We start from the raw sequence: 16,525 nt of genomic DNA on the forward strand, positions 1-16,525 counted from the left end.
AATTGCCCATGTCCAATACCAGCGCCACCCAGACACCCGCCAACTCCCGCTCCCGCGTCATGCTCGCCAGCCTGGTCGGCACCACCATCGAGTTCTACGATTTCTACGTCTATGCCACCGCAGCGGTGCTGGTGTTCCCGCACCTGTTTTCCCCGCCGGGAAACGAGACTACCGCGCTGCTGGCCTCCTTCGCCATCTTCGGCGCAGCCATGATCGCCCGCCCGCTGGGCGCCGTGTTAACGAGACTACCGCGCTGCTGGCCTCCTTCGCCATCTTCGGCGCAGCCATGATCGCCCGCCCGCTGGGCGCCGTGTTCTTCGGTCATCTGGGCGACAAGGTCGGGCGCAAGACGACGCTGATCTATGCCTTGCTGACCATGGGTATTGCCACCTTCCTGATTGGCCTGCTGCCCACCTACCATGCCATCGGCTGGTTCGCACCGCTGATGCTGGTTATCCTCCGGCTGGCGCAAGGGTTTGCCATTGGCGGTGAGTGGTCAGGCGCTGCCTTGGTGGCCACCGAAAATGCACCGGCTGGCAAGCGCGCCCTGTTCGGCACCTTCCCGCAGCTGGGCGCGCCGCTGGGTTTCATCATCGCCAACGGTTTGTTCCTGATCGTTGCAGCCGCCCTGCCCTCGGATAACCCATCGCGGCCCTCCGAGGCCTTTCTGGACTGGGGCTGGCGCATTCCCTTTCTGTTTTCCGCGGTGATGGTCATCATCGGCCTGTGGATCCGGTTGAACCTGGTGGAAAGCACCACTTTCTCCAAGGCCGTTTCTGCCGGCAAGGTGGTCAAGCTGCCGCTGGGCGAGGTGGTGCGCAAGAACTGGCGCGAGCTGATTCTTGGCACTTTCTACATGCTTGCCACCTATGTGCTCTTCTATTTGATGACCACCTTCTCGCTGAGCTACGGCCGTGCGCCGATCGAACCTGGCCCAGGTCAGTTGTCGGGACTGGGGTACAGCTATAACAACTTCGTGTTGATGTTGATCATCGGCGTGGTGTTCTTTGGCATATTCACGCTGTTGTCTGGCCCCTGGGCGGACAAGCTGGGCCGGCGCAAGACACTGATCCTGGTCACGCTGGGCATCATCATCTTCAGCCTGCTGTGGGTGCCGCTGCTCAATATGGGCTTTGTCGGAGTGATGGCCTGGCTGATCCTCGGCTTCAGTCTCATGGGCATGACCTTTGGCCCCATGGGCGCCCTGCTGCCGGAGTTGTTCCCGACCAACGTGCGCTATACCGGCTCGGGGATTTCCTACAATGTCTCGTCCATTCTCGGCGCCGCTGTCGCCCCGTTCATTGCCGTCTGGCTGTGGGGTATGGGTGATGGCAGCCCCTTCCTGGTGGGAATCTATCTGGCTTCCATGGCGGTCATTACGCTGCTGGCATTGATTGTCGGCAAGGAAACCAAGAACATCGATATCGACCGCTAGAGAGCCAACCATGAAACGCTTCGTCCTGCTGGATACTGCCCCCATCCCCAATAACGGTGGCGCCCTGTGCCTGTTTGAATACGGTGAGGATTTCGTTATCAAGCTGGAAGGCGGCAAGGGTGGACAGTTGATGAATACCCGCATGCACGGTTCGGAAGATGCACTGGCCGCGATTCCCTGCAAGAGGATCGCGGCGCGGGCAGGCGCCCGAGTACTGATTGGGGGTTTGGGCATGGGCTTTACCCTGGCCTCGGCACTGCAGCACCTCGGGGCAAATGCTGAAGTTCAGATAGCGGAGCTGGTTCCCGGCGTGATTGAGTGGAACCGGGGACCGCTCGGCGCCAAGGCCGGAAATCCCTTGCAGGACCCGCGCGCCCGGGTTCTCAATGAAGACGTGGCGAAAATTCTCCAGGCCGAACCCAGGGGTTTTGATGCCATCATGCTGGATGTGGACAACGGCCCGGAGGGCCTGACCCACAGCGCCAATAACTGGCTGTATTCCCTCGACGGCCTGAGCGCCTGCGCTCGCGCTTTACAACCGCGCGGCATGCTGACGGTTTGGTCCGCCAGTGCCGATCGCCAGTTCTCCAACCGCCTCGCAAAAGCGGGTTTCAAGGCCGAGGAAGTACAGGTATTCGCCCATGGCAACCGCGGCGCACGCCATACCATCTGGGTCTGCGAGCTGAAATAAGACTCAGCCCGCGTTATTGCTCGGACCGGCTCGGTTCAACCCCTAGTTCACCCAGGGTCGCAGCCATATCTTCAGCGGAGGTGGCCGGCTCCACATCGGTATCGATCTTCAGCACCTGGCCGTCCTTGCCGATGTAGACGGTATGACGCCTGGCGAACCCCAGCGGGTGCAGCACGCCATAGGCCTTTGCCACCGACTTGTCCTCGTCACTGAGCAGCGGAAAATCCGCACCCGTTTCGGCGGCAAAGCCCTTGTTCTTGCTCAGAGGATCGACGCTGGCCATGAAATAGGCAACGTTGTATTCGCGGATCAGGTGGCCATTCTCCGCCAGCGATTTACACTCGATGGTGCAGCCGGAGGTATAGGCTCGGGGGAACCAGGCCAGCACCACCGCCTGCTTGCCGCGGTAATCCGCCAATCGATGCGTCTCGCCATCCGAGCCGGGCAATTCGAAGTCCGGCGCCGGATCACCCACTTCCAATGCCTGGGCCGATGCGGCCAATAAGGCCAACCCCACCCCCGGCAACCACCGTTTGAAATAATTGAACATGGATTTTTTGCTCCTGATCGATTCTGAAGAGGTATAGGCTTGGGGAACCGTGGCGCACCAGCGTGTACCAACATTAGCTGCAGAATAATGGAAACACCACAACGAGCCACCCCTTGCTCAAGTCACCACAGAGGTCATCATGAACACACGCAGTCTGCTTGATCAATTGCTCAACGCCGGAAAGGACCTGCTGCAGAACCAGAATGGCGGTCAGTCCAGCCAACCCAGCCAGCCCGCTGCGGCCGGCAATAATTCACCGCTGGGCGGCTTGCTCGGCAGCATCGGCGGTGGCGCGCTGGGTGGCGGCGCGGTCAGCCTGCTATTGGGCAGCAAGAAGGCGCGCAAGATGAGTGGCAAGGTGATCACCTACGGCGGTCTGGCAGCGTTGGGCGTGGTGGCCTACAAGGCCTATAGCAATTGGCAGACGAAGCAGAACCAGCCAGGCGCTCCCGTGCTCGAAACGCCACCGCGCACCGTGGATCGTGTGCCTCCCCTGGAGGTGGAACAACACAGCCAGGCTATCCTGCGCGCCGTCATCGGCGCCGCCAAGGCCGATGGCCATATCGATGATCGCGAGCGGGAACTGATCGACGGTGAAGTAGCCAAGCTCACCAACGATCCGCAGCTCAAGCAATGGTTCGATCAGGAACTGCGCAAGCCATTGGACCCGTCCGATATTGCGCAGTCGGCGCGCACCCCGGAAATTGCAGCCGAGATGTACCTGGCCAGCATCATCATGGTGGATGAGGAAAGCTATATGGAACGCGCCTACCTGGATGAGCTGGCCCGCCAGCTGAAACTGGAGCCCGGCTTGAAAAGCGAGCTGGAAACCCAGGCATTGGCCGCACTGCGCTGAGATCGGCGCAGGATTAGCACAAAGGGCAGCCGAAGCTGCCCTTTGTCTATCACCTAACGATCACCTCAGACTCAATCAACCGACTCGGCCAGGCCAGTTTCCACTGTCGCCTCGGTGCCAGGTCCGATTTCAACGAAGGTGTCGGCGGACTCCGTATACACCGGCCAGTCCAGACTTTCAGTACTGGGATTGCCGGTCTTGGCGAAGTTGGTCCACATGGTCATCATCAGCTCCTCGATGGTCACATCGTCGGCGCCGTACTCCATCGATGCGTATACGTCCTCCGCGTCGCCCTGGCTGCCGGTGACACCATTGCCATTCAGATCACCGATTGTCGGCCGCGTCCCTTCCGCCGTCGTTACCAGCCCGAGCTGAAAGTTCTGCACCATCCCCGCCGGGTGACTGAACAGGTAGGGCAGCTCACAGCCGTGGCAGCTTCTGAGGCCCATATCCCGCCAGCCATCCGGAACGCGGCTGAACTTGTACACATACTGGTCCGACTCGTACTCTGCCGAACGCTGCGACAGCCAGACCGGCAGCGCAGCACGCAGGTCAGGGTAATCGCCGTTGGTCACGCCGGCCATCAGCGGAACATCACTTGGCATGCCCTCCAGCACGTTCTCGTAGTAGGTCTTGGTTTGATAATAGAAATCCGCATTGGGCCGATAGGTCTGACGCGGGATGCCGTTTTCCTTATCCGCCTGGGCAAAAGCCGTCCAGGGTAATGCACGCGCTTCTTCCAACGTGCTCACCCCGGTCCGGGCAAATAACGCCGCACCAATGGCCTCGGACTCAGCAAGCGAGTGCTCCGGCCCGTTTACCGTGTCCAGCGGCGAGGCGCCACTCTGGACGATAGCCTTGTGAAACAGGCCGGTAGCCAGCGGTGAGTTCATCAGCGAATAGGTCTTCCCGCCCCCACCCGACTGGCCAAAGAGAGTGACATTGCCCGGATCACCACCGAAGGCGGCGATATTATCCTTCACCCACTGCAGCGCCATCACCAGATCCATCTGGCCATAGTTGCCCGAGCCACCGTACTCGCTTTCGGCAGTCAGCAGCGGATGAGCGATATAACCGAACGGGCCCAGACGGTGGTTGACCGTCACCAGCACCACACCCTTGTTGGTGAGACCATCCGGGTTGTTGTACTGGCTGGAGTTCGCCGACAGGATGGCAAAGGAGCCACCATGGAACCAAACCATCACCGGCAGATCAGCAGCATCCTTGGGCGCGGTGATGTTGAGGTACAGCGAATCTTCGCTCATGCCGCCCTTGTTGATCGATTCCAGCGCCATATCCTGAGCCGACTGGTCAGCCCAGGACACCGCTTCCCGTACCCCGGTCCAGGGTTCGGCAGCAACCGGTGGTCGCCAGCGCAGCTCACCCAGCGGCGGCTTGGCGTAGGGAATACCGAGGAACTGCCAGGTGTCCTCGTTGGCGGCGAAGCCGCGTAGCTCGCCGCCGGTGGTGGTCACCACTATCCGTTCGCCGGTTGCCCGGTTGAAATGCTCCAGCGCATCGGTGGCCGTCACTACGGACCGCGCGCGCGGGTCAGTGTCAGAGAAGGCACCCGCCTCCTCCAGGGTCTCCAGCAACAGCGCCAGACTCGCCCGAAAATCAGCGGTGGTCTGGTCAAATTCCAGGACGCCGGCGTTCAGCGATATCTCCTCGCGAATGCTATCGGTAATCTGGATACCATTGTTGAGATCGCCGTCGGCATCGATGCTCTGTAACAGAATCAACTTGTTGAGCACCCGTTGATCGTCGGCGGAGGTGGCGCCAGCCGTGATGCTCAGAGGTGTAAGGGTCTCTGCGCCCACCGCAGAGCCCAGCGCCAGATCGCCAATGGCGAAACTGATGGTTTCATTGAGCCGATAGTTGAACTGTCCATCATCATCGGTCCGGTTGGCGGGCGTGGTGTTGCCTCCGTAGTCCAGCCCGGCGACGGCGCTGTCGATAAAGATACCTGTCCTGACTACGGGCTTGTCATCGGAACTGGAGGAATCATCGAAGCAGCCTGCCAAGGGAAGCAATAGGCAGGCGAGTGATACCGAAGTGGCGAGCCGCTGCCCGCCCCTTCGATTGCTCTTGCGCTGAATCATAATCAAACCTCTTGTTATTGTTGTGGTTTATTCGGCAAATACGTCTGCAATCCTCAGCTTCACTTCGGCCTGATCGCTCAGTTCGACATAGCGCTGCGTCTGCCCGTCATACAGCGGGTAATCAAGCTCACCCGGAATGCTCGGGTCACCGGTCTTGGCGAAGTTGGTCCAGATGGTGAGCATGCGTTCGATGACTTCATCATCGGTTGCATCGAAGCCTGCGGAGGCGTAGATATCCGCCGCGTCGCCCTGCGAGCCGGTGACGCCGTTGCCGTTAAGATCACCGATCACCAACGACTCGCCGGTTGCCGGGTCGATAACCAGGCCAAGCTGGTAGTGGGTGATCACGCTTTCCCGCATGTTGAACATGTAGGCCAGTTCGGCGCCGTGGTAAGCCTCGACGCCCTGTTCCCGCCAGCCCGGGGCTGATGGCTGAACAGCGTGGCGAACACCGGCGAAGTGTTGAGCGGCGCCATCCAGGGAAACACATCAATCACGGTATTGATCGGGTCGATGGTATCGTTGGTGTTGATGACGAACATGAACGGCACATCGTTCTGCACACCGCTTTCAAAGCTGACTCGTTCGGTATGGGGCAGATAGTGGTTGTCCACGTTGGTATAGGGCACCAGCGTAGCTGCCGCGGAGACGACCTCCAGCCAGCTCTTGCTGCGCATTTCCTCCAACGAGGCAGCACCCAGCCGGGTCTGCAACTCGCTGCCAATGGCTTCTGCCGCCGCCAGGCTACGGGTATCGGGGTACAGGGTGCCGCTCTGGCTGATCGCCCGGTGGAACAACCCGGCCGCCTCGGGCGAGGCCATCAGGGACAATACCTTACGGCCACCGCCGGACTCGCCGAAGATGGTGACGTTGTTCGGATCGCCGCCGAACGCCTCGATGTTATCCTGCACCCATTCCAGCGCAGCAATCAGATCCATCTGCCCATAGTTGCCCGATCCGTTGTAACCGCTTTCCGCACTCAACTGCGGGTGGGCGATATAACCGAAGGGTCCCAGCCGCTGGTTCACCGCTACCTGCACCACGCCCTTGCTGGCTACCGCCTCGGGGTTATTGAACGGTTTGGTATTGCCGGTCAAAGAGGTGAACCCGCCGCCATGGAACCAGACCATGACCGGCAATTCGCTGGCATCCTTGGGCGCGGTGACATTGAGGTAAAGGGAGTCTTCGCTCATGCCGCCTTCCCCGAACCGCTCCAGCCCTGGGTTCTGCGCGGCCTGATCCGACCAGGCGACAGCCTCACGAATGCCCTCCCAGGATTCAACCGGCTGCGGCGCGCGCCACCGCAAGTCGCCCAGCGGCGGCTTGGCATAGGGAATACCGAGAAACTGCCAGGTATTGGCATCCGCTTCGAAGCCGCGCAGCTGGCCGCTGGTGGTGTCGACCACATGACGCTCGGCGGTCGAACGAGCGAAGTGCTCCAGCGCCTCATCGACCGCAACCACAGTGCGCGGCCGCGGGTCCGTGTCGGAAAACGCCCCGGCCTCCTCCAGCCGTGCCAGCAAAGGCTCGAGGCTGGTTCGGAAGTCACTGGCCGGCTGGTCAAACTCGATGGTGGCAGCCTCCAGTGATACTTCCCCACGGATCGCATCGCTGATCTGGATGCCATTGTTGAGGTTGCCATCGGCGTCAAGCGTCTGCAGCAGTATCAGCTTGTTCACCACACTCTGATCTGTCGGTGCGCTCGCCCCTTCGGTGATGCTCAGCGGTGTCAGCATCTCTGCCCCGACCGCTGAACCCAGCGCCAGGTCACCGATGGCGAAACTGATGGTCTCGCCCTGGAGGTAAGTGAATTGCCCTTGGGCGTCGGTGATGCTGGCGGCGGTGCGCTCGCCATGGTAATCCAACCCTGCGACGGCGCTGTCAACAAAGACACCGGTCAGGGATCTGGGCTCGTCGTCAGAGCCAGACGAGCCATTGAAACAGCCGCTGAGCGGCAGCAATAGCGCAGTGAAAGAAACAGTAAGGAATACAGAACGAGGGCGAACGCCCCGGTTATTGAGGTACATCAGCAGATCTCCGCTTTATTTTTGTAATTGAGTCCCTTTTTGCGATGTTGTCGGACCGACGTGGGGCAGGCCCGAAATATGCCTCCCCACATCCGTATGCTGTCGAGGCGCATCTCAGCAAGACACCGATCAAACCAGCGAAGTGTCTCTGAATGCACAAACGACTATAGTGAACGACTTATGAAACGCTAATCTTAAATGGATTATTCACCAAGCAAATCCATATATAAAACCAGTCATGATAACGAGGAGATGATTTCTCCCTCGGCTCAGTTCTTGCCGATGCTGGTGAAATCCGGCTTGCGCTTCTCGGCGAAAGCCCGGAATGCTTCCTTGGCTTCCGCACTGCGCAACTGGGCAGAAAATATGCCGCTCTCTTGTTCCATTTGCGCCAATACGGCTTCCGTGTTGCGCATCAGTCCCTTGGCCAAGGCCACCGCGCCGGCGGGCTTTTCGGCGATGAGGGTGGCGATGCGCTGAACTTCCATGCGCAATGTATCGCGGCTGACAACTTTGTTGGCGATGCCCCAGGCATGAGCGTCCTGAGCCGACACCGGCTCGCCGAGCGCGAACATTTCAAACGCACGGACGTGACCGATGCGCAGCGGCATCAGCAGGCTCGAACCAGCCTCGGGAACCAGCGCCAGATTGATGAAAGGTGCGATTAACTGAGCATCCTCGGCCAGCAATACGTAATCACAGTGCAACAGCATGGTGGTGCCAACCCCGACCGCCTTGCCCTGTACTGCCGCCATCACCGGTTTGCCGGCCTTGACCAGGTTATTCAGGAAACGCTCGACGTGACGCACCGCTGGGCCATCACCCGTCGATTGCTTGGTGAAGTCGCCCAGATCATTGCCGGCAGAGAATATCTCGCCATCGGCCTGGAAAACGACCACGCGGATGCCCGCCTCGGCTTCGGCGCGCTCCAGCGCATCAGCCAACGCCCCGTACATGGCATTGGTCAAGGCGTTCTTCTTGTCCGGACGCGAGATGGTGATGGTGAATATGCCGCCACTCAGTTCGGTGGTTACTTCGCTCATCGGTTGCTCCTGATAGGCATGTTGCAATTTTTATCGAGAGCCCGAGAGTAGCCGCGCCGCGTTGGCAAGGCCATATAAAGCCAGGCGAATCAACAGCCTTGTGTGGGCAGCATCGGTTTGGTGAATGGATAGCGTCAACCGGCACATTATCTATTTGCGTCCCACCAAGCCACTGCCTGGCAGCTGATCTCGGCCACCGGCAGGGTGGCATCCACAGTCAATACGCCTGGTTCATCAGCAGGGCTTTGCAAGGTATCGAACTGACTATCAACCAGATCCCTGGACATGAAGTGGCCCTGGCGCCGGGCTACCCGGCGCTCCACCTCTTCCCGGTCGATATCCAGGAACACAAAGCCCAGCCCGGGTACGGCTGCTCGCAACTGCTCACGATAAGACCGCTTCAAGGCAGAGCAACTGAGCACCGGCCGCTGCCCCGCCGCCACCGCTTCGGCTAGCAACTCGCCGAGCTCAATGAGCCAAGCTTCCCGATCGGCGTCATCCAGCGCAATACCCGCGCGCATCTTGGCAATGCTGGCGGCGCTGTGGAACTGGTCGCCTTCGATGTGCACCCCATCAGCATGCTGAGCGATCGCCTCGGCGATGGTGCTTTTACCGCAGGCAGTCACGCCCATGACGACAATGGCGCTGATAATACTCTGCTGTTCACTCAGCCGATTCATGGGCAACCTCCCGTGAAAAGTTGAGGTCTGGCTCAATATACGGCCAAAAAACATCAAGCTGATTGATATCGATCATGAGCTGACCTCAGCAAACCGCGTTTAATACTCCTCAGAGTTCTGTTATTCAAGCTCACTCCGGGAGGGGTTATACGGTGCGTCACTTGAAATGGGTATTCTGGTCGAGCCTGGGGTTGATTGCCCTGCTCTGGCTGATCACCGAGCCAGGTCTGTCTAACACGCGCGGGTTTTTCACCTGGCGTAGTCTGCTGGTACAACTGACCGGTGTGCTGGCCATAGGTTGCATGAGTCTTGGCATGCTGCTGGCACTGAGGCCGAAATGGCTGGAACGGTGGCTAAACGGACTCGACAAGATGTACCGGCTGCATAAATGGCTCGGCATGGGCGCATTGGTTCTTTCCGTTCTCCACTGGTTGGCTGCCAAAGGGCCAAAATGGGCAGTGGGTTGGGGCTGGCTGGTAAAACCGCAAAAAGGCCCCAAGGCTGTGCAGCAACCACTGGAAGCTTTTTTTTACAACCAACGCGGCCTCGCCGAAAGCCTGGGCGAATGGGCTTTCTATGTTGCGGTTATCTTCATCGTCCTGGCGCTGATCAAGCGCGTCCCCTACCGACTGTTTTCCCAGGTCCACCGGCTGTTGGCCATCATTTATCTGGTGTTGGCAATGCATAGCCTGGTACTGCTCAAGTTCAGCTATTGGGAATCTCCCATTGGCTGGCTGACTGGTCTGCTGCTGGTCGTTGGCAGCTGGGCTGCGGTGATCTCGCTGTTACGTCGGGTAGGTGCCCAGCGCCGGGTACCGGGCAGCATTACCGGGCTGCATTACTATGGCGGGGTCAAATCACTGGAAATACAGACCAGGGTATCGGGTTGGCCGGGGCATCAACCCGGCCAGTTCGCCTTTGCCAGCTCGAATGCAAAGGAAGGTTTTCATCCGTACACCATTGCCTCCAGTTGGGACCCCAACGAGCCGGATATCACCTTTGTGGTCAAGGAGCTGGGTGACCATACCCGTACGCTGCATGAACGGCTGACTGTCGCCCAGCCGATCATCCTGGAAGGCCCCTACGGCTGTTTTACCTTCGACGACCCGCGCCCGCGGCAGATCTGGATCGGCGGCGGGATTGGTGTTACCCCCTTTGTCGCCCGCTTGAAACATCTGGCTGCGCATCCGGCGGCAAATCAGCCGGTGGATTTTTTCCATAGCACCGCCGAAGTGGATGAACAGGCACTCGCCCGCCTGACCGAGGACGTCGGCAGTACCGATGTGCGCCTGCACCTGTTGATCGATGCCCGTGATGGCTATCTGACTGCCGAGCGCATCCGCGCCGCAGTTCCTGAATGGCGTAACGCAAGTATCTGGTTCTGTGGCCCGGCGAAATTTGGCGAAGCGCTGCGCCGGGATTTCGCCGCTTCGGGTTTCCCGGTCCACCAGCACTTTCATCAGGAACTGTTTGAAATGCGCTGACCTAAGCCAAGCTCCCCGGCCGGCGTCATCCAGCGCAATACCGTGCTTTTGCCGCAGGCCGTCACCCCTGACCACCAATGCAGTCCTCTGCTGCATGAGGCTGCTCTCCTCCTACCGTCGTGAATGAGCGGCACTGTCAGTCTAGCCAAGACAACTAATGACCAATCATTCCGTTAGTGAATGCCCGGTCACCATAAAGACGGAAAATCAAAAGTAGGCCTGATTCAATTTTGCCAGGCATAAATGGCCTTAAGCGCTCTGCGTCAGTAGAGACACATCTTGATAATGACTTAAAATCACATGGCGATCCCGCCTGACTCCATCCTGCCACCATCTGCACTTCTGGCTCCAAGACTAACCAATTTGGGTTACGTCTCACTATTCGCTTCTATACTGCCCGGCGTTCCCGATCGGAACGCAACGTTCTTTCGTTAGGCCATGGATGTGGCCCGCAACGGATATTCTCGGTGCGGAGCAAAGCATCTGTCCCGAAAGGCTTAAAACAACAATAATTGGAGTTCAATTCATGTATCGCATGACCAGACCAGGCAATCGCTCGATTGTATTGGCCACCTCCTTGGTACCCTTGCTGCTGGCCGGCTGTTTCGGTGGTTCTTCTTCCTCCTCGAAACCCACGGTGCTTACCGGCACTTTCATCGACAGCGCCGTGTCGGGGCTCGATTACCAGGGCACCGACACCGCCGCGAGCGCCACGGACGACCAGGGTCAGTTTCAGTATCGACAAGGGGAAACCATTACCTTCTCTATCGGCGCGCTGGAATTGGGAGCCGCCGAGGGAGCAGAGATACTGACGCCACTGAGCATCACCGCAGGCGCCAGCTCGGCGCAGGATCAGCGGGTCAACAACAAACTGATTCTGCTGCAGACCCTTGATGCCGATGGGGATTTGAATAACGGCATCCAGCTCACCGACACCATCAGTACTGAGGTGTCCTTACATGCTCCCGACATTGATTTCGACCAGCCAACGACTGATTTTCGCACCAGCCTCCAGCCGTTGATTACAGCATTGGAAGACGCCGGAGCGTTCTCCGATACCGACCCCCGTCCTCGCGTCATCGCCTCCGCTACGGATGCGATCGAACACTTCCAGCGCGCGACCAACCCGCGGATAACAATCAATACCACCGGGGGAGAGCTGCGCGGCTTCGAAGCGACCGAGGATACCTGGCAGTTTCTGGGTATTCCCTATGCCGCTCCCCCGCTCGGAGAGCTGCGCTGGCGTGAACCGGAGCCGCCCGAACCTTGGTCAGGCGTTCGCGATGCCATCGCCTGGGCGGACCAGTCAGCGCAGGACATGGCACTGGAAGGCATCAACGAAGGGGGCATGAGCGAGGATTCCCTCTATCTCAACGTCACCGCACCCAAGGACGCCGATGGCCTGCCGGTGATGGTCTGGTTCCATGGCGGGTCCTTCACCATTCTTTCGGCCAACTCTCGGCAGTACAACAACCCCGACAGCTTGACCAATGAAGGGGTGGTGCTGGTGACGGTCAACCACCGCCTGGGGCCCTTCGGCTATATTGCCCATCCCCAGCTGAGCGCTGAAAGCCAGTACGGTGGCTCCGGCAACTACGGTCAGATGGATCTGGTCATGGCGCTGAAATGGGTGCGGGACAATATTGCCGAGTTTGGCGGTGATCCCGGCAATGTCACCTTGTTCGGCCAGTCCGGCGGTGGCGGGAAAACCTACTCGTTGATGAACTCTCCCCAGGCCACCGGCCTGTTTCACAAGGCCATTGTGCAAAGCGCCTTTGCGCCCATGGATGAAACCGGCTCGCCCTCCGAATCGCTGCGTTCGGCAGAGGAGCTTGGGGTAGCCATGTTCGAGCGGATCGGTGCCAGCAACCTCGAAGAGGCCCGGGCGCTGCCGTGGACCGCCATCGTCCAGGCAGAAGCGGACAACAGCATCCCACGTCAGACTTATCGGCCGAACGCGGATCATTATTACCAGCCCGAGACCTATTACCAGAATGCTCTCAACGGCATGCCAAGCGATGTTCCGCTCATGGCCGGCGTTACATCGGGCGACGGACTGAACCATCGGTCATCGTTCCCCATCTGGCTGGAGCAGCGCTCGGACTACTATCAATCAAACCAGTTCATCTACAAGTTCAGCCGGGTACCCGATGGCTGGGCCGAGATGGGATTGAGAAGCTGCCATGGCTGTGAACTGCCCTACCTGTTCAATCATCCGACGGGCATGGTGCAGAACTTCCAGCTCGGCCTGGTAACCACCCCGGACGGTAGCCGACCACAAATTGGCGACCTGAACGACAACGGTATCACCGGCAGCCAAGGGGATGCGGCGGATGTTTATGCATCCATGGAATGGGGCTCGAAGGACGCCGCCGTTGCGCAGCAGATGATGCTGATGTGGACCAATTTCGCCAAGACTGGAAACCCCAGCACCCATGGCCTGGACTGGCCAGTCTACACCCTGTCCAACGATACGTTTGTCGAGATCGGCCCGGAGACCGAGACGACCATAGAAACCGGACTGGCAGACGCGGTCAGGTAATATCTCTGTAAGCGGCAAAGAAGGGCAGCTTTCCAGCTGCCCTTCTTTCATTGCATTCCCTATTAGAAGAAGAACGTCAGCACGATACTGAATATCAACGCGGCCACAATACCGATGGGCGCAGCCCGGAACAGCAGTTGCGAGAACAGGCCCGAACGTGCCTCTTCATTAGGGCAGGCACCGAGCATCAGGCTGCCCCCGGAGGAAAACGGCGAGATGGACGTCGCCTGAGCGCCCGCGACGATACAGATGAAAATGATCACCGGATCGAGGCCGAGGTTGCCGGCAATGGAGGGCACGATCGGAAACAGCGCGGGCGTCACCACACCAAGCGTGCTGGAGAAAAGCGACATCAGCGCTGCGACGATGCCAAACGCCAGAGGCACCAGACTGGTCGGAATGTTGGTACCGATCCATGAGGCCAGCATGTCGATGGTGCCCGCCTTGATCGCAATGGCGATCAGCATGCCCACACCGCAGATCATGATCAGTGTGCTCCAGGGCACCGACGCCATGGCTTTGCGCTCATCGCCCAGCTTCAGCAACAGCGCAATCACCGAGAAAACACTGGCGATCAATCCGATATCCATCTTGCTGTTGATGAAAGTGGCAGTGGCGCTGTCCGGGAAGATCAGGTGGGCAATAGGCGCCATCAGCACCAGCGCCATCATCAACAGGGTCAGCCACAGGGTGGTTTTCTGCTGCTGGTTGAATGCTGTCGGCAGGCTTACTCCGAGACTCGCACCCTGCATGGATTTCCTGTGGCCGGTAAAGAACACCAGCACGGTAATGACCGCCAGCGGAATCAGCATGGTGCTGGCGAAAATACCGAAGCTGTTGATGAAGGCAACTTCTTCGGCGATCCCCGAGTTGACCATCAAGCTGCGGAAAATGATCCCGCTCTGGCTGGATACGAAGTTGGCCCCGCCAAGCGCGCCATAGTTGACCGACATCGCCCCGATAATGAGGCTCATGCGGGTTTTTTCACACAGCATCAGCGTAATCGGCGCCATGAAGGCGAGCACCGTGTAGTAACCGGCGCCCATCGCGGCAATCAGCGCCGATGTGAAGAAAATGGCATAGGGCAGCAGATGTGGCACGTTTCGGCAACGATAGAGCAGGTGCTCCGACAACTTCTCCAAAGTGCCGTTGACGATGGCGAAACTGTAGAACAGGCACACGGCGAAAATGATGAAGAACATTTTCAGTGGCCACATACCGATGACTTCGGACGGGCTCAGACCCATTACGAAGCAGCCGATGAGGTAGGCAAACGCGATGGCAAACAGGCCGATATTGATCCTGGTCTTATAGCCCAGGGCGATGGCGGCAATGATGGCAGCAACCACAATGAAACTCGTCATGCTGAAGTACCTTTGCAGTTGTGATCAGGCGAACTTGAACAGCTTGCCGGGATTGTCCACCAGCACCTTGGCGCGGTGCTCAGGATTCGGCAGCAGCGCTTCGATAATGGAATATTGGGAAACGTAGCTGACCTGATCCTCGAACTGGGTATGCGGCCAGTCGCTGCCCCAGAGGAATCGGTCATGACCGCCACAGGCACTGGTCAGCACCCGCAGGTTGGCCGCTGCCTGGTCCAGCGTCAGGTTATTGCGATAGGTCGCGGAAAGCTTGATCCAGAGCTGTTCATGGGCCAGCAGGCTGAGGAAGCGGCCGTGACTACTGTGGTCCGGATCAATCATGCCTTTGGGCAGGCCGAAATGATCGATCACCACTGCCACCCCGGATTCGAGAATGCTGGGAAGAATCAGCGCCAGATCCTCCATCCCCCGCTGGATCTCAACCGACCAATGACGACGAGCCAGTTTCAGGAAGAACTCTTGCCAGCGTGGCTGGGCAAAATCTTCCAGCGCCAGACCCACCAGATTCAATCGTACCCCGACCGTACCCGAGGCCTCCAGCCTATCCAGCTCCGCATCGCTGATCTGCGGGTCGACCACCACCACGGCGCGCAACTGCTCCGGGTAGCGGCGAACCGCCTCGAGCATGAAGCTGTTGTCGGTACCAAGAAAACTTGGCTGGATCAGCACCCCATGGGAAAGACCGCTGCCTTGCAGGTGGGCCAGGTAGTCTTCCACCAGCGCATCATAGGAGGGGCTGTAACGACGACCGGCCGCCATGGGCAGATCATGACGAAAAATATGGGCATGGGTATCAATCCCTGTTACTGCAAGCGGGGAGGACTTCATGGAAATACCTTTAATGTTGTTATGGCGCAGGTTCGCCTAGAGATATACTCATATAGATGACTAGAGGACAATATTGATGACGCCGCAGACTGTCAAATCTTTTCACCTGCGACCTTGGTGGTAAGATGGCGCCTTCGCTCACCTGGATATGTGCATGCCCGCGAGAATGAGACCTGACGAACGCCTGCCGTTGTATCAACAGCTCAGCGATGAAATGCTGGCCAGGATTGCCGCCGGAGAATGGCTACCCGGCACGCCCATCCCTAGCGAAACGGAGCTGACCAGGCTCCATGGCGTGGCCATCGGCACGGTCAGAAAAGCTGTCGATACATTGGTCACGCAAGGAATACTGGAACGCAGTCACGGGCGCGGAACCTTTGTGCGCAGACCGCAGTTTGCCGAATCGTTCTTCCGGTTCTTCCGTCAGGTCAGCCCCACGGGTAACCAACCGGTGCCCCAGAGCCGTATTCTCACGCGCTCGCTTGAGTTGCCTCCAGAGGCTGTTCGATACGCCCTCGCGCTGGAACAGAACGAGCCCGCCGTATACCTGGCGCGTGAGCGGATCATTCAGGAAGATCGCCTGTTTCGCGAAGAGATCTGGCTGCCGAAGGACCGATTCTCCCCCTTGCTGGACATTGATCCCACCCAGTTTGCCAACATGCTCTACCCCTTTTATGAGGAACGCTGTGGCCAACTGATCGCCTCGGCTCGGGAAACCCTGACCATTGAATCAGCCGACAAGCATATGGCGGAGCTTCTCGGTATTACCGCCGGTGAGCCGGTGGTGGCAATTGAACGCATCGCCCTGGGTTATGATGCCACGCCGCTGGAATACCGCCTGTCACGGGGCGCGGCCGAAGGCTTTCGCTATCAGATCGACCTGCGCTGAAGGAGCGCCTGTAACC

The 16,525-nt window shown here is 59.0% G+C and carries 13 protein-coding genes and 1 pseudogene; 6 read left to right on the forward strand and 8 right to left on the reverse strand.

Going from position 1 to position 16,525, the window contains the following annotated elements:
* Positions 1-8 precede the first annotated feature (8 nt).
* Positions 9-1,435, forward strand: a pseudogene (locus QAO71_RS11275) (MFS transporter).
* 10 nt (positions 1,436-1,445) lie between these two features.
* Positions 1,446-2,126 carry a hypothetical protein gene (locus QAO71_RS11280; protein WP_280164454.1) on the forward strand — a complete coding sequence of 227 codons (681 nt, stop codon included), beginning with the start codon at positions 1,446-1,448 and terminating at the stop codon, positions 2,124-2,126.
* A 13-nt stretch (positions 2,127-2,139) separates the two neighbouring features.
* Here the strand turns inward: QAO71_RS11280 and QAO71_RS11285 are convergent, their stop codons facing one another.
* Positions 2,140-2,676 (reverse strand): peroxiredoxin, encoded by a 537-nt coding sequence (locus QAO71_RS11285; protein ID WP_036988745.1) that lies wholly within the window; start codon positions 2,674-2,676, stop codon positions 2,140-2,142.
* 139 nt (positions 2,677-2,815) lie between these two features.
* Between QAO71_RS11285 and QAO71_RS11290 the strand changes: the two genes are divergently transcribed.
* Complete coding sequence (locus QAO71_RS11290; RefSeq protein WP_036988744.1) at positions 2,816-3,532, forward strand: tellurite resistance TerB family protein; 717 nt, start codon at positions 2,816-2,818, stop codon at positions 3,530-3,532.
* A gap of 71 nt (positions 3,533-3,603) precedes the next feature.
* Here the strand turns inward: QAO71_RS11290 and QAO71_RS11295 are convergent, their stop codons facing one another.
* The 5 genes from QAO71_RS11295 to QAO71_RS11315 all read right to left on the reverse strand — a co-directional run bounded on the left by QAO71_RS11295 (position 3,604) and on the right by QAO71_RS11315 (position 9,384).
* Complete coding sequence (locus tag QAO71_RS11295) at positions 3,604-5,634, reverse strand: carboxylesterase family protein (RefSeq protein ID WP_074778058.1); 2,031 nt, start codon at positions 5,632-5,634, stop codon at positions 3,604-3,606.
* A gap of 27 nt (positions 5,635-5,661) precedes the next feature.
* Positions 5,662-6,003, reverse strand: coding sequence for a carboxylesterase family protein (locus QAO71_RS11300; protein ID WP_280164455.1), 342 nt, complete (start codon positions 6,001-6,003; stop codon positions 5,662-5,664).
* A complete protein-coding gene (locus QAO71_RS11305) occupies positions 5,979-7,661 on the reverse strand; it encodes a carboxylesterase family protein (protein ID WP_280164456.1) in 1,683 nt (560 codons plus the stop codon). Before QAO71_RS11305 ends, QAO71_RS11300 begins: the two co-directional genes overlap by 25 nt.
* A gap of 269 nt (positions 7,662-7,930) precedes the next feature.
* Positions 7,931-8,704 (reverse strand): enoyl-CoA hydratase, encoded by a 774-nt coding sequence (locus QAO71_RS11310; protein ID WP_280164457.1) that lies wholly within the window; start codon positions 8,702-8,704, stop codon positions 7,931-7,933.
* A gap of 146 nt (positions 8,705-8,850) precedes the next feature.
* Positions 8,851-9,384 carry a gluconokinase gene (locus tag QAO71_RS11315; RefSeq protein ID WP_280164458.1) on the reverse strand — a complete coding sequence of 178 codons (534 nt, stop codon included), beginning with the start codon at positions 9,382-9,384 and terminating at the stop codon, positions 8,851-8,853.
* A 161-nt stretch (positions 9,385-9,545) separates the two neighbouring features.
* On the opposite strand from QAO71_RS11315, the gene QAO71_RS11320 reads away from it, so the two are divergent.
* Both QAO71_RS11320 and QAO71_RS11325 read left to right on the forward strand, forming a co-directional pair.
* Entirely contained in the window at positions 9,546-10,868 is a 1,323-nt protein-coding gene (locus QAO71_RS11320; RefSeq protein WP_280164459.1) for a ferric reductase-like transmembrane domain-containing protein, read from the forward strand.
* Positions 10,869-11,394: 526 nt separating this feature from the next.
* Positions 11,395-13,410, forward strand: coding sequence for a carboxylesterase family protein (locus tag QAO71_RS11325; RefSeq protein ID WP_280164460.1), 2,016 nt, complete (start codon positions 11,395-11,397; stop codon positions 13,408-13,410).
* Between the two features lie 62 nt (positions 13,411-13,472).
* Here the strand turns inward: QAO71_RS11325 and QAO71_RS11330 are convergent, their stop codons facing one another.
* Complete coding sequence (locus QAO71_RS11330) at positions 13,473-14,774, reverse strand: SLC13 family permease (RefSeq protein WP_280164461.1); 1,302 nt, start codon at positions 14,772-14,774, stop codon at positions 13,473-13,475.
* A 24-nt stretch (positions 14,775-14,798) separates the two neighbouring features.
* Entirely contained in the window at positions 14,799-15,620 is an 822-nt protein-coding gene (locus QAO71_RS11335) for an amidohydrolase family protein (RefSeq protein WP_280164462.1), read from the reverse strand.
* Between the two features lie 154 nt (positions 15,621-15,774).
* Here QAO71_RS11335 and QAO71_RS11340 point away from each other — a divergent pair, with 154 nt between their 5' ends.
* Positions 15,775-16,509 carry a GntR family transcriptional regulator gene (locus QAO71_RS11340; protein ID WP_280164463.1) on the forward strand — a complete coding sequence of 245 codons (735 nt, stop codon included), beginning with the start codon at positions 15,775-15,777 and terminating at the stop codon, positions 16,507-16,509.
* Positions 16,510-16,525 lie beyond the last annotated feature (16 nt).

It is taken from the genome of Halopseudomonas sp. SMJS2, assembly GCF_029866945.1.
Taxonomy (GTDB): Bacteria; Pseudomonadota; Gammaproteobacteria; order Pseudomonadales; family Pseudomonadaceae; genus Halopseudomonas; species Halopseudomonas bauzanensis.